15 protein-coding genes are annotated in these 20,799 nt (G+C 65.6%); 12 read left to right on the forward strand and 3 right to left on the reverse strand.

The annotated features are described in order from the left end of the window. Window positions 1-85 precede the first annotated feature (85 nt). The gene (locus tag AC2FAN_RS20810) at window positions 86-1,039 is read right to left on the reverse strand and encodes a LysR family transcriptional regulator (protein WP_265050320.1); all 954 of its coding nucleotides are present in this window, start codon (window positions 1,037-1,039) and stop codon (window positions 86-88) included. 108 nt (window positions 1,040-1,147) lie between these two features. Between AC2FAN_RS20810 and AC2FAN_RS20815 the strand changes: the two genes are divergently transcribed. From AC2FAN_RS20815 to AC2FAN_RS20870, 12 genes are all read left to right on the forward strand, one after another. Beyond that, entirely contained in the window at window positions 1,148-1,984 is an 837-nt protein-coding gene (locus tag AC2FAN_RS20815; protein ID WP_485176135.1) for an alpha/beta hydrolase fold domain-containing protein, read from the forward strand. A 53-nt stretch (window positions 1,985-2,037) separates the two neighbouring features. Further along, window positions 2,038-3,237: an efflux RND transporter periplasmic adaptor subunit gene (locus tag AC2FAN_RS20820; RefSeq protein WP_265050318.1), complete on the forward strand. Its 1,200-nt coding sequence runs from the start codon at window positions 2,038-2,040 to the stop codon at window positions 3,235-3,237. Window positions 3,238-3,397: 160 nt separating this feature from the next. After that, a complete protein-coding gene (locus AC2FAN_RS20825) occupies window positions 3,398-6,577 on the forward strand; it encodes an efflux RND transporter permease subunit (protein ID WP_485176136.1) in 3,180 nt (1,059 codons plus the stop codon). 338 nt (window positions 6,578-6,915) lie between these two features. Then, on the forward strand, window positions 6,916-8,073 hold the full coding sequence (locus AC2FAN_RS20830) for an ABC transporter substrate-binding protein (protein WP_485176137.1): 1,158 nt from the start codon (window positions 6,916-6,918) through the stop codon (window positions 8,071-8,073). 171 nt (window positions 8,074-8,244) lie between these two features. Further along, window positions 8,245-10,068 carry an ABC transporter permease gene (locus tag AC2FAN_RS20835; RefSeq protein WP_485176138.1) on the forward strand — a complete coding sequence of 608 codons (1,824 nt, stop codon included), beginning with the start codon at window positions 8,245-8,247 and terminating at the stop codon, window positions 10,066-10,068. 43 nt (window positions 10,069-10,111) lie between these two features. Next, window positions 10,112-10,987, forward strand: a complete 876-nt coding sequence (locus tag AC2FAN_RS20840) for an ABC transporter ATP-binding protein (protein ID WP_485176264.1) — start codon at window positions 10,112-10,114, stop codon at window positions 10,985-10,987. A 10-nt stretch (window positions 10,988-10,997) separates the two neighbouring features. Next, window positions 10,998-11,738, forward strand: a complete 741-nt coding sequence (locus tag AC2FAN_RS20845; RefSeq protein WP_485176139.1) for an ABC transporter ATP-binding protein — start codon at window positions 10,998-11,000, stop codon at window positions 11,736-11,738. After that, on the forward strand, window positions 11,735-12,799 hold the full coding sequence (locus AC2FAN_RS20850) for a putative FMN-dependent luciferase-like monooxygenase (protein ID WP_485176140.1): 1,065 nt from the start codon (window positions 11,735-11,737) through the stop codon (window positions 12,797-12,799). Before AC2FAN_RS20845 ends, AC2FAN_RS20850 begins: the two co-directional genes overlap by 4 nt. A gap of 10 nt (window positions 12,800-12,809) precedes the next feature. Beyond that, complete coding sequence (locus AC2FAN_RS20855) at window positions 12,810-13,409, forward strand: CMD domain protein (RefSeq protein ID WP_485176141.1); 600 nt, start codon at window positions 12,810-12,812, stop codon at window positions 13,407-13,409. A 24-nt stretch (window positions 13,410-13,433) separates the two neighbouring features. Further along, window positions 13,434-14,030, forward strand: a complete 597-nt coding sequence (locus AC2FAN_RS20860) for an alkylhydroperoxidase domain protein (RefSeq protein WP_485176142.1) — start codon at window positions 13,434-13,436, stop codon at window positions 14,028-14,030. A 2,960-nt stretch (window positions 14,031-16,990) separates the two neighbouring features. Further along, window positions 16,991-17,542, forward strand: coding sequence for a cyclic nucleotide-binding domain-containing protein (locus AC2FAN_RS20865; protein WP_485176265.1), 552 nt, complete (start codon window positions 16,991-16,993; stop codon window positions 17,540-17,542). After that, window positions 17,535-18,386 (forward strand): MBL fold metallo-hydrolase, encoded by an 852-nt coding sequence (locus tag AC2FAN_RS20870; RefSeq protein WP_485176143.1) that lies wholly within the window; start codon window positions 17,535-17,537, stop codon window positions 18,384-18,386. Before AC2FAN_RS20865 ends, AC2FAN_RS20870 begins: the two co-directional genes overlap by 8 nt. A gap of 54 nt (window positions 18,387-18,440) precedes the next feature. Here the strand turns inward: AC2FAN_RS20870 and AC2FAN_RS20875 are convergent, their stop codons facing one another. Continuing rightward, complete coding sequence (locus AC2FAN_RS20875) at window positions 18,441-19,496, reverse strand: sugar phosphate isomerase/epimerase family protein (protein WP_485176144.1); 1,056 nt, start codon at window positions 19,494-19,496, stop codon at window positions 18,441-18,443. A gap of 150 nt (window positions 19,497-19,646) precedes the next feature. Then, entirely contained in the window at window positions 19,647-20,795 is a 1,149-nt protein-coding gene (locus AC2FAN_RS20880) for an acyl-CoA dehydrogenase family protein (RefSeq protein ID WP_485176145.1), read from the reverse strand. Between the last annotated feature and the right edge of the window lie 4 nt (window positions 20,796-20,799).

The raw sequence follows: 20,799 nt of genomic DNA on the forward strand, positions 1-20,799 counted from the left end.
TGCGCGCTATCGTTGCGCGGATGATGGGCTAGAACGGCGGTGAATCTTCAGCTCCCTCAGCCGCCGGCTCGGTAATCCACCGAGTTCAGGCGGCGGTCTCCACGTACTGTGCTGGCGGTGGGACACCGGGCCGCTGAACCAGATTGTCCCTGGCGAACAGCTCCGCCAGCCAATCGACGAAGACGCGCAGCTTGTTGCTCAGATGCCGGTTCGGGGGATAGACGATGTGCAGCGGCTTTGGAGCCGCGCACCAGTCCAGCAGCAGCGGCACCAGCCGCCCATCCGCGATCGGCTCGCGAGCCATGAAGGTCGGCAGCTGCATGATGCCGTGGCCCGCAAGCCCGGCGGCAAGATACCCGGTGCCGTCATTGAGCGAAATGGTGTAGCGGCCGGCGATCTCGATCGTTTCCGTGCGATTCTGGTAGATCATCGGCAAGACGCGTCCGCCCAGGGCCGGGCGGTAGGCGACGATCTGATGTCCGCTTTCGATGTCGCGCGGATGGCGCGGCGTGCCGAAGCGGGCGAGATAATCGGGCGAAGCGCAGGTGATGAGCTGCATCTCGCCAATCCGCCGGGCGATCAGGCTCTGGTCGGCGATCTCGCCGGCGCGCACCGCGCAGTCCAGGTTCTCGCCGATGAGGTCGGCCGGACGGTCGCTGAGTCCGAGGTCGAGCTGGATGTCGGGATAACGGGCTTGAAACTCATGCAGCGCCGGGATGATCACCGAGATCGCCAGCGCTGAGCTGCAATCGACCCTCAGCCGTCCGCTCGGGCGCGCCTGCGCGACCGTCAGGCTGGCGTCGAGCTCGTCGAGTTCGGAGAGCAGGCGTAGCGCTCGTTCGTAATAGGCGGCCCCATCCATGGTCACCGTCACACGCCGCGTCGTGCGGTTCAGCAGCTTGGCTCGCAAATGCGCTTCGAGCTGCTGGATCAGCTTCGTGACTGTCGGCTTCGGCATGTCGAGGAGATCCGCCGCACGCGTGAACGTCCCGGTTTCGACGACCCTGACAAACGCCCGCATGGCTCCGAGCTGGTCCATGTGCCCTCTGATTGTTTCTCTGTGTAAACAATGAATGAGTGATTAGCCTATTTATTTCGATCAGGCCACCCACTACCTCATGCTGCAACGCAACAGCGAAGGTGAGCCATGCCCGCTATCGCAACACAGAGGCTGCAGCCGGTTCTCTCCGTCTTCTGGCGGGACGAGAGCCTGAGCGTGCGTGGCGAGAGCGTCGCGGGCCGTCTCTATGTGCCCGCGGACGTGCCTGAAGATGCCGGCCTCGTGCTGCATCTGCATGGCGGCCACTTCAACAGTGGCTCTCTCGCCGAGGGACAGGCAGTCGCTACCGCTTTGACCGAGGCTGGCGCGGTGGTGTTCTCGCTCTCCTATCCGCTCGCCCCGGGGCTGCGTTTCCCCGATACGCTGGAAGGCATCTATGTCGCGCTCGAGGCTCTCGCCAGAGGGCGCGCGCGATGGACGGCTCGCAAGGCTCCGGTCTATGTCGCGGGCGAGGAGGCCGGCGGCAATCTGGCGGCGGCGCTGGCGATGATGGCCCGCGACCGTGGCGGGCCGGCGCTGGCCGGGCAGATCCTGCTTTCGCCGATGCTCGATGCCTGCCTCGCGACCGCTTCGCTGCGCGAGGTGCAGGCCGGTCCGGTGGGTTGCCGCTGGGCAGATGGCTGGGCCGATTATCTCGGCACGCCCGAGCGCGCGGCCCATCCCTATGCGGTGCCGCTCCAGGCGACGCGTCTCACCGGGCTGCCGCCGGCGCTGCTGATCAGCGCACAGGACGACCCGATGCGCGACGAGGCCGCACAATATGCCACTCGGCTGCACAAGGCCGGCGTGACCGTCCGCCATGTCGAGCTCGACGCGACGACGCATTGGCCGCAGGCCTATGCCGAGGCGCCGAAGGAAGGTTCCTGCCTCTGCGCCACACGCGGCGCCATCGCGGCCTTCTATGCCCTGACGGCGCCGCCCTAGCGCTCGGCCGCTTCGCCAATTCCATTCCGATCATTCCATAAGGATTTTGACCCATGATTCAGGGAACGAACCGTCGTCGCCTGCTGGCCGGGCTCACCGCCTCGGTCGCTCTGGCCGCCATCATCACCATCGGCCTTTCCGGCAACCGCGCGCAGGGCGACACGGCGCCAGCCGCGCCGCCCGCCATTCCCGTTTCCGTCGCCACCGTCGAGGCGCGCGAGATCGTGCCCTGGGCGGAGTTCTCCGGCCGGCTCGAGGCAATCGAGCGCGTCGAGCTGCGCTCGCGCGTCGCCGGCGTCGTCGAGGCCGTGCATTTCCGCGAGGGCAATCTCGTCAAGCAGGGCGATCTGCTCGTCAGTATCGATCAGGCGCCTTATCTCGCCGAGCTGGAGCGGGTCCAGGCGCAGGTGCTCGCCGCGCAGGCGCGCGTCGCACTGGCCGAGAGCGAGAACGAGCGCGGCCAGCAGCTCAGCGCCAGCCGCAACCTCTCGCAGCGCGACCTCGACACTCGCGTAAATGCCCTGCGTGAGGCGCAAGCGAATCTGCGCGCGGCCGAAGCCGCCCGCCGCACGGCGCAGCTCAATCTCGATTACACCCAGATCCGCGCGCCCATCGCGGGTCGTATAGGGCGGCTCGACGTCACCATCGGCAATCTGATCGCGGCCGGCGGGCAGGTGCTGACGAGCCTGCTTTCGGTCGATCCGATCTATGCCGCGTTCAATGCCGACGAGCGCAGCCTGCTCGATGCGCTGGCCTCGCTGCCGAACGGCTCGCGCGCGCTGGAGCAGATTCCGGTGAAGCTGACGACGGCTGCTGGCGGCAACACGAGCGTCAGCGGCCGGCTGCACTTCGTCGACAACGGCATCGACGGCGCCAGCGGCACGGTGCGGGTGCGCGCCCTGCTCGACAACCCGGAAGGCCGGCTGATGCCGGGCCAGTTCGTCCGCGTGCAGCTCGGGCAGGCCAAGGCCGAGCCGCAGCTCGTCATCAACGAGCGGGCGGTCGGCACCGACCAGAACAAGAAGTTCGTCTTCGTGGTCGGCGATGACGCCAAGGCGGTCTGGCGTGAAGTCTCGCTGGGGGCTGCGCATGATGGGCTGCGGGTCGTCACTGCCGGGCTGAAGCCCGGCGAACGCATCGTCGTCAACGGGCTGCAACGTGTCCGGCCCGGTGCGGTGGTTGCGCCGGAGCCCGTGCCGATGGCCGAGAAGAGCGAGTTGAGGAAGCCCGCGACCGAACTCGCCCAACGCTGAGGCACATAGCCGTCATTCTCGGGCGAAGCGGAGCGCAGACCCGAGAAACTCAGGCAGGATGAGGCTGAAGGAGCCTCATTCGGTGGGAGATGCTCGGGTCAAGCCCGAGCATGACGGCGTTTTTCATCCAACGACAAGCCGCTCGCCAAGGGGGCGTCCCATGAATCTCTCGAAATTCTTCATCGACCGGCCGATCTTCGCGGCGGTGCTCTCCGTGCTCATCTTCCTGGCCGGGCTGCTCTCGATCAGGGCTCTGCCGATCTCCGAATATCCGGAAGTCGTGCCGCCTACCGTGGTCGTGCGCGCGCAATATCCGGGCGCCAGCCCGCGCGTGATCGCCGAGACCGTGGCGACGCCCATCGAGGAGCAGATCAACGGCGTCGAAGGCATGCTCTACATGTCGAGCCAGGCGACGACGGACGGCGTCATGACGCTGAACGTTACCTTCCGGCTCGGCACCGACCCGGACAAGGCGCAGCAGCTGGTGCAGAACCGCGTCAGCCAGGCCGAGCCGCGTCTGCCGGAGGAGGTGCGCCGGCTCGGCGTCACCACGGTCAAGAGCTCGCCCGACCTGACGATGGTGGTGCACATCACCTCGCCGAACGGCCGCTACGACATGACCTATCTGCGCAATTACGCGGTGCTGAACGTCAAGGACCGGCTGGCGCGGATCGACGGTGTCGGCCAGGTCCAGCTCTTCGGCTCGGGCGACTATTCGATGCGCGTCTGGCTCGATCCGCAGAAGGTCGCCGAGCACGGCCTCTCGCCCGGCGATGTCGTCCGCGAGATCCGCGCCCAGAACGTCCAGGCCGCGGCGGGCGTGATCGGCTCCTCGCCCAACGCGCCCGGTCTCGATCTTCAGCTCTCGGTCAATGCCCAGGGCAGGCTCCAGAACGAGGAGCAGTTCGGCGACATCATCGTCAAGACCGGTACTGACGGCGCGGTCGTGCGGTTGCGCGACATCGCCCGTATCGAACTGGGCGCCGCCGAATACGCGCTGCGCTCGCTGCTCAACGGCAAGTCGGCCGTCGCCGTGCCGGTCTTCCAGGCGCCCGGCTCCAACGCCATCGCGATCGCCGACCGCGTGCAGGAGGTGATGCGCGAGATCAAGCAGAACATGCCCGAGGGCGTGGACTACTCGATCGTCTACGACACCACCCAGTTCGTCCGGGCCTCGATCAAGGCGGTCATCTCGACGCTGCTGGAAGCCATCGCCCTCGTCGTGCTCGTCGTCATCGTCTTCCTGCAGACCTGGCGGGCCTCGATCATCCCGCTCGTCGCCGTGCCGATCTCGGTCGTCGGCACCTTCGCGGTGATGTATGTGATGGGCTTCTCGATCAATGCGCTCAGCCTGTTCGGCCTTGTCCTCGCCATCGGCATCGTCGTCGACGATGCGATCGTCGTGGTCGAGAATGTCGAGCGCAACATCGAGAACGGGCTCTCCCCGCGCGAGGCGACCTACAAGGCGATGCGCGAGGTCTCCGGCCCGATCATCGCGATCGCGCTGGTGCTCGTTGCCGTCTTCGTGCCGCTGGCCTTCATCTCGGGCCTGACCGGGCAGTTCTACCGCCAGTTCGCGCTGACCATCGCGATCTCGACGGTGATCTCGGCGATCAATTCGCTGACGCTGTCGCCGGCCCTCGCTGCGCTGCTGCTGAAGGGCCACCACGCTCCCAAGGACGGGCTGACTGTCGTCATGGACAAGCTGTTCGGCTGGTTCTTCCGGGCCTTCAACCGCTTCTTCAACCGCTCCTCGGAGGCCTATGGCGGCGGCGTGCGCCGGGTGATCTCGCATCGCGCGGTCATGCTCGCGGTCTATGTCGTGCTGCTCGGCCTGACCGGCGTGCTGTTCAAGGCGGTACCATCAGGCTTCGTGCCCGGCCAGGACAAGCAGTACCTCGTCGGCTTCGCCCAGTTGCCGGACGCGGCGACCCTCGACCGGACGGAGGATGTCATCCGCCGCATGGACGAGATCGCGCTGAAGCATCCCGGCGTCGAGAACGCGATCTCCTTCCCCGGCCTCTCGATCAACGGGTTCACCAACTCCTCCAACTCCGGCATCGTCTTCGTCGGCCTGAAGCCCTTCGACCAGCGCAAGGATCCTTCGCTCAACGGCAACGCCATCGCGATGCAGCTCAACAAGGAGTTCGGCGGCATCAAGGAGGCCTTCATCGCGATGTTCCCGCCGCCGCCCGTGCAGGGCCTCGGCACCATCGGCGGCTTCAAGCTGCAGATCGAGGATCGCGCCGGCCTCGGCTATCCCGCGCTCGATGAGGCGATCAAGGCCTTCATGGCCAAGGCCGCGCAGGCGCCGGAGATCGCCGGCATGTTCTCGAGCTTCCAGGTCAACGTGCCGCAGCTCTATGCCGATATCGACCGCACCAAGGCCCGCCAGCTCGGCGTGCCGGTGACGGAGGTATTCGACACGCTGCAGACCTATCTCGGCTCGACCTATGTCAACGACTTCAACCGCTTCGGCCGCACCTACACGGTGCGCGTCCAGGCCGATGCTCCCTTCCGGGCGCAGCCGGAGAATATCGGGCAGCTGAAGGTGCGCTCGAACGCGGGCGAGATGATCCCGCTCAGCGCGGTCCTGAACGTGCGCGCCGATTCGGGTCCGGAGCGGGCGATGCGCTACAACGGCTTCCTCTCCGCCGACATCAATGCCGGCCCGGCGCCGGGCTTCTCCTCGGGGCAGGCGCAGGAGGCCGTCGAGCGCATTGCAGCCGAAACCCTGCCCAAGGGCTTCGCCTTCGAGTGGACCGAGCTGACCTATCAGGAGATCCTGGCTGGCAATTCGGCGGTGATCGTCTTCCCCGTCGCCATCCTGCTCGTCTTCCTGGTACTGGCGGCACAATACGAGAGCACGACGCTGCCGATCGCGATCCTGCTCATCATCCCGATGGGCCTTCTCGCGGCGCTGACCGGCGTCTGGCTCACGGGCGGAGACAACAACGTCTTCACCCAGATCGGCCTCGTCGTGCTGGTCGGACTATCGGCCAAGAACGCGATCCTGATCGTCGAATTCGCGCGCGAGCTCGAATTCGAGGGCAGGACGCCGGTCGAGGCCGCGATCGAGGCGAGCCGGCTGCGGCTGCGGCCGATCCTGATGACCTCGCTCGCCTTCATCATGGGCGTAGTGCCGCTGGTGACGTCGACGGGCGCGGGCGCCGAGATGCGCCAGGCGATGGGCATCGCGGTCTTTGCCGGCATGATCGGCGTCACCGCCTTCGGTATCTTCCTGACGCCGGTCTTCTACGTGCTGATGCGCAAGCTGGCGGGCAACCGCCCGCTGGCGCGGCACGATAGCGATGCCCCCGTGTTGCAGGCGGCCGAGTGAGGCACTTCGCATCAGATGGAGCGCGCGGTTCCCGGGTGCTCCATCGCTCCGCGTCGTGGCGGAGGGCATGCCGCAGGTCAGGGATCGTTTGTCATACGGGACAAATGGCCGGCGCAGGCGCCCATCTCTTCCCGAAGAGGAGAATAATTCAACAAAAAGTGACGCATTATTCCGCAGGTACGGTAGGAATTTTCTTCATATGACGCATGGGAGAGATTGCATCTCCAATGCAACGTTCTTTTGAAAGAACGTTTCATTGACGGTATCCGACCCGAGGCGCAGTCTTTTCCGCAACTGGCAGCTGTCGTCGGCAGCTCGGATTGTTGCGGAACATCGTCATGATCACCCGTCGTACGCTATTGCTGTCCGGAGGCGCCGCGCTTGTCCTGCCGGCTATCGGCGAGGCCGTTCTCGCCGCAGAGCCGAATGGCGAACCGATCTATCTCGGCGTCAGCGGCCCGCTGACCGGCCCCAATGCCCAGTACGGCGCCCAGTGGAAGCAAGGCTTCGATCTCGCCCTCGACCAGATCAACGGCAGCGGCGGCATCAAGGGCCGTCCGCTGCGCTACATCTTCGAGGACACGCAGAGCGACCCGAAGCAGACCGTCGCCGTCGCGCAGAAATTCATCGCCGACAAGCGTATCGTCGCGGAGCTCGGCGATTTTGCCAGCCCGGCCTCGATGGCCGCTTCGCCGATCTACCAGCGCGCCGGCCTCGTCCAGTTCGGCTTCACGAATTCGCATCCGGACTTCACCAAGCCGGGCGACTTCATCTGGAGCAACTCGGTCAGCCAGGCCGACGAGCAGCCGCTCAATGCTGCCTATGCGGTCAAGCGCCTGGGCTTCAAGCGGATCGCGGTGCTGCATCTCAACACGGACTGGGGCCGCACCAGCAAGGACCACTTCGTCGCGGCCGCCAAGCAACTCGGGGCCGAGGTCGTCGCGGCCGAGGGCTACCTGCCCGAGGAAAAGGATTTCCGCTCGACGCTGGTGCGCGTACGCGATGCCAATCCCGACGGGCTCTTCCTCGTCTCCTACTATGCCGACGCAGCGCTGATCGTGCGCCAGGCCCGGCAGACCGGCCTGAGCATCCCGGCGGCAGCTTCGAGCTCGATCTATTCTCCCAAATTCGTGGAGCTCGGCGGCGATGCGTCCGAAGGCGTCTTCACCGCGGCGCGCTTCTTCCCCGAGGATCCGCGGCCGGAAGTCCAGACCTTCGTCAACGCGTTCAAGGCGAAGTACGGCAAGGAGCCGGACGCTTTCAACGCCTATGCCTACGACACGGTGATCCTGTTCGGGCAGGTGTTGCGCGAGGCGCCGGATCTGGAGCGCAGGACGATCCGAGACACGCTCTCCAAGGTCAAGGACGTGCCGAGCGTGATCTACGGCAAGGCGAGCTTCGATCCGCAGGCGCGCCGCGTGTTGGGCGCCCGCAACGCCGATCTCGTCGTGAAGAACGGCCGCTTCACGCTCTGGGACGGCAAGGCGACGAACTGAGCCTCGAACGCCTTCCGCAAGAGGCTCGGGTCATCCCGGACAAACCGCGACAGCGGCGCCGATCCGGGATCCATGCCTGAGCCTCGATCGGCGCACTCCGGCATGGATCCCGGGTCAAGCCCGGGATGACCTCGTTTTTTCGTCCGGACGATCCCAAGAACCGACGCAGCGATGACCTCCTGGTTCGACCACACCATCAACGGCCTGATCATCGGCAATATCTACGCCTTGCTGGCGGTGGGGCTTGCCCTGATCTTCGGTGTCAGCCGGCTGATCAATTTCGCTCATGGCTCGGTCTATGTCGTCGGCGCCTATGTCGGCTGGGTCGCGGTCTCGGTTCTGCAGACGCCCTTTCCGGTCACGCTTTTCGTCGTGGTCGCCTTCACGGCGGGGCTCGGCATCCTGATCGAAAGGTTCGGCATCCGGCCGCTGGCCGATGCGCCCCGTATCGCGCCACTGCTCGCGACGATCGGATTGAGCTTCGTGCTCGACCAGACCGTGCAGATCCTGTTCAGCCCCGATCCCCGCTCGGTGCCGATGCAGCTGCCGAACTGGCGCATCGCGATCGGCGGCGGCTCGATCGGCGTGCTCGATTTGCTGATCGGCGGCATCGGCATCACGGCCGCCAGCGCGCTTTTCGCCTTCCTGAAGCTGTCGAAATGGGGTTGGGCGGTGCGTGCCACCGCGCTCGACCGCGACGCAGCCCGCGCCATGGGTGTCGATGTCGACAAGGTCAACATGATCGTCTTCGCCATCGCCTCGGCGCTCGGCGGGGTCGGCGGCGTGCTGGTCGGCATGTATTACAATGTGATCACTCCGACGATGGGCTTCGAGGCGACGCTGAAGGGCATCGTGGCCGAGGTGGTCGGCGGCGTCGGCAACGTACCGGGCGCGATCGTCGGCTCGCTGCTGCTCGGCGTGATCGAGAGCTATGGCGTCGCGCTGCTCGGCACGAGCTATCGCAATCTCTTCGCCTTCATCCTGCTGATCGTTATCCTCGTCCTGCGGCCGAACGGGCTCTTCGCCAGTCGTCGCCAGCTCCCGCCCGAGCCGATGACCGGCACCTTCGTTGCGCCGAGTAGGCCGGTGCGGCTGCCTGTGCCGCTGCTGGCGGCTGCAACCGCGTTCTTCATCGCGCTGCCGTTGCTGATCGACAATGGCTACCTGATCCAGACACTGACCAATGCGTGGCTCTATGCCCTGCTGGGCCTGAGCCTGACGCTCGTCGCCGGCACCAGCGGCCAGGTCTCGCTCGGCCACGCGGCCCTGCTGGCGATCGGCGGCTATACTTCGGCGCTGCTCGCCTCGGATTTCGGCTGGCCGGTCTGGCTGACGCTGCTTCTGGGCGGCTTCGCCGCGGCGGGGCTGGGCACCTTGCTGGTCTCCCCAGCCTTTCGGCTGCGCGGCCATTACGTCTCGATCGCCACGCTCGGCATCGGCGAGATCGTCGCGCTTGTCATCCTGAACTGGGAGAGCGTGACGCACGGGCCTATCGGCGTCGCGGGCATTCCACCGCTCTCGCTCTTTGGTTTCGAGCTCTACGACACCAACGCGATCTACTGGTTCGCCTTCGCGCTGATGGCGGGCCTTGCGCTGCTGCAGGTCAGGCTGCTCGGTTCGCATCTCGGCCGCACGCTCAGGGCCGTGCGCGACGACGACGTGGCGGCGCGCTCCTTCGGCATCGGGCTCAACCGCTACAAGGGCCTGGCTTTCGCCTTCGGCGGCTTTTTCGCCGGCATCAGCGGCGCCTTCACCGCTCACATGTACTCCTTCATCAACCACGAGACCTTCAACACGCAGATCTCGGTGCTGGCGCTGACCATCGCGATCCTCGGCGGCATGGGCAATGTCGGCGGCGCCATCCTCGGCTCGCTCGCACTGATCGGCCTGCCGGAGGTGTTCCGGGTCGCAGCGGAGTACCGCATCCTCCTCTACGGCATCGCGCTCCTGCTGCTGGTCCGCTTCCGGCCGCAGGGCCTGCTCGGAACCGTCTGAGGAGATGCCCGTGACCGTCTCCTTCCCCTTGCCCGACACGGCCATCCCGCTTCCGCTGCTGGAGGCGCGCGGACTGGTGCGCCGCTTCGGCGGGCTCACTGCCGTAGCGGGTGTCGATCTGTCGATTGCGCAGGGCGAACTCGTCAGCGTCATCGGCCCGAACGGAGCGGGCAAGACGACCGCCTTCAACCTGATCAGCGGGCTCGATCGGCTCGACGAGGGCTCGATCCGCTTCGATGGCGTCGACATTACCGGCAAGCCTCCGGAGGCGTTGGCGGCCGCCGGTCTTGCCCGGACCTTCCAGCATGGCCGCGTCTTCGCCAATCTGAGTGTCGCCGACAACGTGCTGGTCGGCGCCCATCGCCGCCTCAAGGCCGTCCGCCCCGCCTGGCCGGTGATCGGCCCGCTGGCGGAACTCGCTTTGGCGCTGATCCGCCCGCCTTCGGTCAAGGCGGAGGAAGCGGCGCTGCGCGAGGAGGTCCGCGAGATCCTGGCGATCTTCGGCGACCGGCTGCTGCCGCGCATCGACCAGCCGGCCTACAGCCTCTCCTACGCCAACCGGCGCCGCGTCGAGATCGCGCGTGCGCTCGCCGCGAGGCCGAAGCTCCTGCTGCTCGACGAGCCGACCGCCGGCATGAACCAGACCGAGACGGCGGAGATGCTCGAGATCATCGCCGATCTCAAGGCGCGCGGGCAGACCATCCTGCTGATCGAGCACAAGCTGGACATGGTGATGCGCCTCTCCGACCGTGTCGTCGTGCTCGACGACGGCAAGACGATCGCCGAAGGCGAACCGCTCGCGGTGCGCAGCGATCCGAAGGTGATCGAGGCCTATCTCGGCCATGGCAGCGTCGGGACCACAAGCTCGGCGGCCGAGCCAACGGCGGCTGGGGCGCAGCCGCTTTCCCTTTCCGCATGAAGGGATTGCCATGACCCAGAGCCAGACCCGCCCCATTCTCGCGCTGAAGGACGTCGATACCTTCTACGGCCCCGTGCAGGCCCATTTCGCGCTATCGCTGCATGTCGGGCAGGGCGAGATCGTCAGCCTGCTCGGCGGCAATGCCAGCGGTAAATCGACGACGATGAAGCTCATCCTCGGGCTGGTGAAGCCGGCAGCGGGTGACGTTCTGGTCGACGGCATCTCGACGCTGAAGCTCAAGACGCCGCAGATCGTGCGTCTCGGGATCGGCACCGTGCCGGAGGCGCGCCGCCTGTTCGGCGCGATGAGCGTGCGCGAAAATCTGCTGATGGGGGCTTTCGTGCGCGACGACAAGGCCGGCATCGCGGCCGATCTCGAACGCATACTGCCGTTGTTTCCGCGCGTGGCGCAGCGCCTGAGCCAGCAGGCGGGTACGCTTTCGGGCGGCGAGCAGCAGATGGTGGCTATGGCGCGTGCATTGATGGGCCGGCCGCGCATCGTCATCATGGACGAGCCGACGATGGGCCTCTCGCCGCTGTGGGTCGACCGGGTGCTGGAGCTGATCCGCGACATCAACGGCCAGGGTGTCGCCATCTTCATGGTCGAGCAGAATGCGAGCCTCGCCCTCCGGATCGCCCATCGCGGCTATGTCCTGCAGACCGGCCGCATCGTGCTTGAAGGCAGGGCCGCCGATCTCCTGGTCGATGCCAGGATCAGGGACGCCTATCTCGGCGGCGCGGAGGCGGCATGAGCGCGAAACGCCTGGGTTTCTTCACCCGCCTTCTCGACGATGCGCCGGCCGGCGAGCGCTACCGGCTCGCAACCGAGCAGATCGTACATGCAGAGCGGCACGGCTTCGACAGCGCCTGGGTGGCGCAGCATCATTTCCACCGCGACGAGGGCGGGCTGCCTTCGCCCCTGCCGTTCCTGGCCTATGTCGCGGCCAGGACCAGCACGATCAGGCTCGGCACCGGCATCATCATCCTGCCGATGGAGGACCCTGTCCGCACGGCCGAGGATACGGTGGTCGTGGATCTGCTCTCTGGCGGTCGACTGGAAGTCGGTCTCGGCACCGGCGCGACGCCCGAGACCTTCCTCGCTTTCGGGCTCGATAAGGAACAGCGCACCGCAATCTTCGCGGACAAGCTCGAACGCCTGCTGGAAGCCTGGGGCGGCGCAGCGCTCGGCCACGACCGAAACAGGCTCTACCCCGAGGCCGGAACGCTGGCCGACAGGGTCTGGCACGCGACCTTTTCCGCCGCCGGCGCTGAGCGCATCGGCAAGGCCGGGGCGGGGCTCATGCTCTCCCGGACGCAGCCGCGCAGCCCCGGCAATCCGCAGGCGACGCTGCCCGAAATCCAGCACCCGATCGTCGACGCCTATCTCGCCAACCTGCCGAGAGGCGCTGCGCCGCGTATCATGGCCTCACGCTCACTCTTCGTCGCCGACAGCCGGCAGGAAGCGTTGAGACATGCCGAGCATGGCCTCAACCGCGTGCTCGATCGCTTCATTGCCAGCGGCCACCAGATCGCTGACCGCAGCCTGCCAGGGCTGATCAAGACCCTGGACACCCATGTCGGCACGCCCGAGGATGTGGTTGCTTCGCTTGCTGCCGACACGGTGTTGCCGCGCGTCACGGATATCGTCTTTCAGGTCCATTCGGTCGACCCGCCGCATTCGCTGACCCTGCGCTCGATCGAGCTGACCGCGCAGGAGGTTGCGCCGGCCCTCGGCTGGCGCAGGCGCGACCCGCTCGCACCACAGCGCGAACTGCCCCGCCAGCCGGCGGGCGCGAACCCCGCCCAGGCATGAGGAACCCGCCATGAGTAACCAGCAGACAATCGATGTGCTCGACCGCCTTGCCGGCATCGCCGGAGGCTCGTGGCTCGATGCCCTGCGACGCGAGCGCCCGGAGACTCGTGGCAACGCACAGGCGAGCTATGAGGCGCTGTTCGAGGCCAAGGACGAGACCGGCGCGGCGCCTGGCGAACGTTTCGCGGTGGCGAGCTTCGTCGCGCTGCTTCACGGCGACGATGCGGCCTCGAAACACTATCTTGAGCTGCTCGGGCAGCAACCCGGAGGGTCAGCGCTCGCGGAGCTCATCCGTGGGCAAGCCGAGCGTGCCGCGACGCGTGGGCCGTACGGCGCATATCCACCTGGCCCGCTGTCGCAGGAGGACACCGCCGGGCCGGTTCTCTCTATCGCGGCCGCCGAGCGGGCCGAGCTGGGCGATCGTCTCGCCGCTGCGCTGGAGCATACGCATGCTCTGGTCTTTCATCCACGCGACGCCAAAGCCTCGGATTTCGATGCTTTGCTGGCTGCCGGCTGGAGCACATCGGCTATCGTGACGCTCTCGCAGATCGTCGCCTTCCTCTCCTTCCAGATCCGCGCCGCGCATGGCCTGCGCGTGCTCGGCCTTTGAATTCCGCCTCGACGGAGTGAAGCTATGACCGACACCACACTCGAACGCCCGATCGCCGCCGCACCGAACGCCTTCACCCAGGCCGAGCTGGGCTGGGAAGCATGGCTCGATCCTGTCGCGGAAGAGGCGCTGACCGATCGCCAGAAGGAAGGGCTGGTCGATATCGCTCGGGCCAAGAGCGCCTATTTCAGTCTGCTCGCGCATGATCCCGATATCCTGCGATTCCGCACGCTGGCGGACAAGGACATCTTCTACAACACCCGCGCCGGGCTGCCGCGCGCCGAGCGGGAGCTGGCGGCGGCGGCGGTTTCGCGCAGCAATGGCTGCATCTACTGCGCTTCGGTCCATGCGCGCTTCGCGAGCACCTATTCGAAGCGCCGGGACGAGGTTCAGCGCCTGCTCGACGAAGGCGTCGGCGCCGACATCGATCCGCTCTGGAATGCGGTGATCGAGGCGTCCGTGGCGCTGACGGCAACTCCGGTCGCGTTCGGCCCCGAGCATGTGCGCAAGCTGCGCGATCTCGGCCTCGATGATCTCGCGATCGCCGATCTGATCCATTCGGCCGCGTTCTTCAATTGGGCCAACCGGCTGATGCTGTCGCTCGGCGAACCGAGAATCTAGACCGCGTCGGCTTTGGCTGCCGGCTGCGACATCACGGGCGTCGGGGAGGGAAAGCCCCCGCGCCCGATCCGTTCTTCGTCAACGGTGCGCGATCGGTTTCGAGACCGACGCGCTTCGCCGGGCGCGTGGAAGCCCGGGCCTGAAGCGATCGGCGTTTCGGCCGCAAGGCGGCGTCGCGGGCGGCGCGATATGGCTTGAAATATTCGTGCCTTACTTTAGGGTATAGATCGCTATCGGGATACTGTATCTTCGAAAGTATTCGTTGGCCTGAAGCCGCCTTGCATAGCCTTGCGATCCTTCGGTCTCAGGAACGTTCCGGCTCATAGCGACCGCCGGCATAGCGCGCGAGACCGAATTCCTGCCTTCATCCAGAATACGCGATAGTCGCCGTGGTGAGGGGCTTCGAAATTGGCACACAGCTTGGCTCGATCCACATAATGCCTGCCCCGAGCCGCCTGTTTGCCTATGTCTGGCGCAACAGCTATCGGCAACAGATAGGTATTATTGCGATCGTCGTCATATCTCTTCCGTTTTATTATCTCTCCCTCGAATTGCCTAAATATATTATCTCAGGTGCTTTGCAGGGGAAGGATTTTCCGAACGGAGGCGGATATGTAAATATCCTGCCGTTCAATTCCGGAATTAACGCTTTTGGCTTCGAGATAAAATCCAACGGAATCGCAGTAAGTCGCATATCGTATCTCTTTATATTATCTTTTGCGTTTCTCGTTTTGATATTCATCAATGGGTATTTCAAATACGTCATCAATATGAGGAAAGGGGCGCTTGGCGAAAGGCTGTTGCAGCGCCTGCGTTTCGGCCTGTTCTCATCCCTGCTTTCGTCGACGCCGGAACAACGGCAGCGTTTGAAGCCGGCCGAGGCGGCCTCCATCATCAAGGACGAAGTCGAACCGATCGGCGGTTTCGTCGGCGACGCCTTCGTCCAGCCCGTCTTCCTGGGCGGGCAGGCGATGACCGCGCTCGTCTTCATCCTGGTGCAGAATACGCTGCTCGGCATTGTCGCCATCTTGATGATTTCATCGCAGATGCTGGTCATTCCGCGATTGCGGCGAGAGCAGATCCGGCTCGGCAAGCAGCGCCAGATCGCCTCCCGCGCCCTGGCCGGGAAGATCGGCGAGGTGGTCGAGACTCTGGACGAGGTTTCGAACCATGGCACCGCCGCGCTGGAACGCGGGCTGGTCGCACAAAGGCTCGAAGCTCTGTTCGGTATTCGCTACCGGCTTTACGGGCGGAAATTCGCGGTCAAGGCCCTCAACAACCTCATGGCTCAGATAACACCGTTCCTGTTCTACACGATCGGCGGCTACGCGGCCCTGACCGGAAGTCTCGGGATCGGCCAACTCGTGGCGGTGATCGCCGCCTATCGTGATCTGCCACCGCCCGTGAAGGATCTCATCGACTGGGACCAGCAGAGGCTGGATGCCGAAGCCAAGTTTCAACAGGTCACGGAACAGTTCGCTCTCGCCACTCCCTCGGTTCAGGCTGGAATTCAGGCGGCAGAGCCCGTCTTCGACCAGCTTCCGGAAACGGGCATGATCGCTGCGCAAGGGCTCACGGCCATCAGCGCGACGGGAGATCGCATGCTCGACCGGATCTCCCTCGCTTTGCCGCTGAAGCAACACATCATGCTGTCGGGAACGGGCGAAGGTGCCGGTTGCCTTGCCCGTATTCTCGGCGGACGGCTCACTCCGAGCGATGGGTCGCTCAAGATCGGCGATGCCTCGATAGACGCGATCTCGCAAGAGGCACGCGGTCGCTGCATCGCCTATGCGGGCGCCGAGCCAGCGATCTTCGACGGAACGCTGCGCGACAACATCGTCTACGGCCTGCGCGGCCCGGGCTCTCAGGCCGACCCCGATGTCGACCGGATGAGCGGTGGCGCGGCTTCGACGCCGACCGACGAAGAGGCCTTGGAGACGCACCTGGCCGCGGTATTGCGCATCGTCGGCCTTTCCGACGCCGTGTTCCGCCATGGCCTTGCGAGCAAGTCCGTGGCTGATGAAGTCACTTCACTGATTGCCAGTTTGCCGGCGATCAGGGCGCATATCCGCGGGGCTTTGGCCGCCCGAGGCGCTGGGGATGCCGTCGAGCCCTATGATCCGGCTCGGTACATCCGCACGGCCACGATCGGAGAGAACATCCTCTTCGGCGTTCCGAACAAGACGGCGATCAGCGGGGCGAAGCTGGCTGAATACGATCTCGCCCGGGACGTGCTCGAGGCGCTCGCGTTGACCGACGATCTGACGATGATCGGCCAGCGCATCGCCGCGACCATGCTCGAAATCTTCTCGGATCTGACGCCTGATCACCTCCTGTTCGAAAGCTTTTCCTTCATCGCGGCCGAGGAGTTCCCCGCCTATCGCGAGCGTCTTGCGCGGGCGGATGCCGGACAGATGGGCGAAGCCGACCGGACCAGCTTCGTGGGGTTGTCGTTGCTCTATGTCGAGCCGGAACACCGGCTGGGTCTTCTCGACGAGGAGATGGAGGGACGCATCCTGCTGGCGCGTCAGGCCTTCCGCGCACGCATTTCGCAGGACGGTGCAGGGATCATCGACTTCTACGACTCCAATGAATGGGGAGCCGTATCGATCCGGGAGAACCTTATCTTCGGCCGGGTCACCCAGGCCAGCGCCGGCACGCGCGAGCGCGTCGACGAGGCCATTCGCGATGCCCTGGCCGATCTCGGACTGGATCGCGAGGTGTATCGGATCGGTCTGGCGCAGCCCGCGGGCTATGCTGGCCGTCTGCTTTTTCCGGCGGTCAAGACCCAGGTCGCGCTGGCGCGCTGCCTGATCAAACGCCCATCACTGCTGATCCTGGACAACGCCTTGAGCAGCTTGAGCCCGACCGAGGGCAAAGCCATCCTGAGACGCCTTCGCGAGGCCATGAAGGGCCGCACCCTGATCGTCGTCGCACGCGAGTATGATGGCGAGGTGCCGATGGACATTTCCGTGGTCTTCGACGGCGCCAGATTGCGCCCGGTTCCCGGCACGCAACCTGCAGCCGCCGCGCTCCCGGCCGAAGGCGAGAGCGGCGAGCGCGATGATGTCCGCGCGTTGAGAGCCGTCCCGATCTTCGCCAATCTCGATCTCGCGCGCATCAAGCTGCTGGCCTTCACCAGCGAGCGAACCGTTTTCGCCGCGGGCGATCCGCTGTTCGAGCAGGGCGCCGAATCCAACTCGGCCTATGTCGTGATAGCCGGCACAGCGGACGTCCTGATCGGGCCTCCGGAAAAGCCGGTTCGCGTCTCCCATATCGAAGCACCTGCGATCGTCGGCGAAATGGGCGTCGTCACCGGCGAGGTGCGATCGGCGACCATCCGTGCTACCAGCGAGCTGACGGCATTGAAGCTTCGCAAAGAGGTGTTCGTCGCTTTGCTGGAAGAATTCCCGGACATGACGTTGTCCGTCATGCGGTTGATGGTCAAACGGCTCCAGGACAACGTCGCGATCGTCTCCAAGCGCGACCCCGATGGTTCGGAACGTGACTGAAACAGTGGGGCTGCTCGACTGCGGCTTCGGCATCCGCTTCTGGGGTACGCGCGGATCGATGCCGGTCTCCGGCCGCTGTTATGAGCGCTTCGGCGGCGATACGACGTGCTTCGAGATCAAAATCGCCGGGAGCCGGATCATCGTCGATGCTGGTTCCGGATTGCGCCGGCTCGGGCAGGCCATGGCCGCCATTGAGGAGGGCGATGCGACGCTTCTTCTCAGCCATTTGCATCTCGACCACGTCATAGGTCTGGCTGCGTTCGCGCCGCTCTGGCGCATGCGGGGCGAGATCGCGATGCATGTGCCGGCTTGCATGGCAGCCGATCCCGGTGCGCAGCTATCGACGCTGTTTGCCGAGCCGTTCTTCCCCGTCGGCTTGACGCAGGCTCCCGGCAAGCCTCGCTTCTCGTGCTTTGCGCCGGGTGACGAACTCGGCTTTTCGGGACTTGAAATCGCGACGATCGCGCTGCGGCATGATCCCTGCGCAGCTGGCTTCCGGTTTCGCGATGGCGGCGGGACGCTGGTGATCCTGACCGACCACGAGCATGCAGCCGGCGATCCGGAACCCGATCTCATCGCCTTCTGCTGCGGTGCCGACCTCATCGTCTACGACGCGATGTGGGACGAAGCGATCGACTACGAACCTCACCGCGGCTGGGGACACTCGACCTGGCAAGCGGGGCTGCGTCTGCTGGCGTGCGCCGGCGCGAAGCGCCTTGCCTGCGTGCATCATTCGCCGGACCTGCCCGATCCGGAGCTCGAGCTGCGCGAGGCCAATCTGCGGCGCTGCCATCCGGACAGTTTCTTTGCCCGGCAGGACGACGTCGTCGTGCTGACAGCCTGACGTTTCCGCATGCTCAAGGCGCGGCCTGCGCGAGGCCGCGTTTCCCGAACGTCGTCAGCCTATCCCCAGCAGCGCACGATTGGCGGCAAGGTCGATGCCGCTGGCGGCGAAATCATCGAAGGCCCGCGCGGCGACATTGATCAGGTGGCTGGCAATGAAGGGCGCTCCTTCCGCTGCTCCCTGCTCGGAATCCTTGATGCAGCATTCCCATTCGAGCACGGCCCAGCCGTCGAAATCATGCTGCGTCAGCTTCGAGAAGATCGCCCCGAAATCGATCTGGCCGTCGCCGAGGGAACGGAACCGCCCGGCACGCTGCGCCCAGGGCTGAAAGCCGGAGTAGACGCCCTGCCGGCCGCTCGGATTGAACTCGGCGTCCTTCACATGGAACATGCGAATGCGCTGGTGATAGATGTCGATGAAGGACAGGTAGTCGAGCTGCTGCAGCAGGAAATGGCTGGGGTCGTAGAGGATGTTGCAGCGCGGATGGTTGCCGACCTGCTCCAGGAACATCTCGAAGGTGATGCCGTCGTGCAAATCCTCGCCCGGATGCAGCTCGTAGCAGAGGTCGACGCCCGCCTCGTCGAAGGCATCGAGGATCGGGCGCCAGCGTTTGCCCAGCTCTTCGAAAGCGGTCTCGACAAGCCCGGCCGGCCGCTGCGGCCAGGGGTAGATGAAGGGCCAGGCCAGCGCGCCGGAGAAGGTCGCGTGAGCTGAAAGGCCGAGATTGCGGGAGGCCTTTGCGGCCAGCCGCAATTGCTGCGCCGCCCATTCCTGCCGGGCCTTCGGATTGCCGCGCACCTGCGGGGCGGCGAAGCCGTCGAAGGCGAGATCGTAGGCCGGGTGGACAGCGACGAGCTGGCCCTGGAGATGGGTGGAGAGTTCGGTCAGCGCGACGCCGGCCTCGCTGAGAATGCCTTGCACCTCATCGCAATAGGTCTTGCTCTCGGCGGCGCGCGCGAGGTCGAACAGCCGTGCATCCCAACTCGGAATCTGGACGCCCTTGTAGCCATGCCCTGCCGCCCAGCGGGCGATATCTGCCAAGCTGTCGAACGGCGCTGCGTCGCCAGCGAACTGGGCGAGGAAGATCGCCGGTCCCTTGATCGTCTTCATCCCCTGATCCTCCCGAATGATCTCGGCGAATCCCGCTGCAACGGGATTCGCTTTTCGGCAGCGGACCGCGATTGGCGGCGAATGTCGAGCGCCACGCGTTGAGGCGGGGAGGGAGGGGAAGGTGTCGAGCCCTTTTGGGGCAAGCTCGCTCTATTGCGCGGCCTTGATCAGTTCCTTCGCGATGATGGTGCGCTGGATCTGGTTCGTGCCCTCGTAGATTTGCGTGATCTTGGCGTCGCGGTAAAGCCGCTCGACCTCGAAACCGCGGATATAGCCGGAGCCGCCGAAGATCTGGACGGCGTTGGCGGTCTGCGCCACGGCCATGTCGCTGGCGAAGCATTTCGCCATCGAGGAGGAGGAGGTCGCGGGCTTGCCGTGGTCGATCAGGAGCGCGGCCCGCTCGGTCAAGGCGCGGGCGGCGGCGATGTCCTTGGCCATATCCGCCAGCATCCATTGCAGGCCCTGATTGTCGAGGATCGGCTTGCCGAACTGGCGCCGGTCGCGGGCGTAGCCGAGCGCGGCCTCGAGCCCGGCCTGCGCGATGCCGGTCGCAAGCGCGGCGATGCCGACGCGGCCCTTCTCCAACACGCTCATCATGGTGTGGAAGCCGCGCCCCTTCGGGCCGAGCAGGGCCTCGCGCGGGACGGTGACGCCGTCGAAATTGAGCCCGCCGACCTGGCTGGCGCGCTGGCCCATCTTGTGCTCCTTCGGCCCGCGCGAGACGCCGGGCGCATGGAGGTCGACCAGGAAGATGCTCATGCCGCGATGGCCGGCGGTGGGGTCGGTCGAGGCCAGCACGAAGCCGAGATCGGCGACAGGCGCGTTGTGGATCCAGAGCTTGCTGCCGTCGATGACGTAGCCATCCGCCGTCTCGCGCGCGGTGGTGCGGACGTTGGAGAGGTCGGAGCCGGCCTCGGCCTCGGTCAGGCAATAGGCGATGCGGGTCCTGGCTGCGATGATATCCGGCAGGCGTTTGAGCTGTTCGGGCGTGCCGTAGCGGGTGAGCAGCGTGCCGATCAATTCGACGACGCCGCATTGATCGGCGATCGAGGCGTAGCCGCGCGACAATTCCTCCATCACGATCGCATAGGCGAAGGTGTCGAGCCCGGCGCCGCCATGCTCCTCCGGCACGGTGATGCCGAACAGGCCGAGCTCACCCATTCGGGCGTAGATCTCGGCGGGGAAGGTCTCGTCGCGGTCGAGATCGGCGGCGAAGGGTTTGACGACCTCTTCGGCAAAGCGCCGGGCGGTCTCGCGGATCTGGTCGTAGATCTCGATGTCGAGCAGGGGGGCGTGCATGGCT

This window comes from Allobosea sp. RIT-PG3_2 (genome assembly GCF_057321085.1).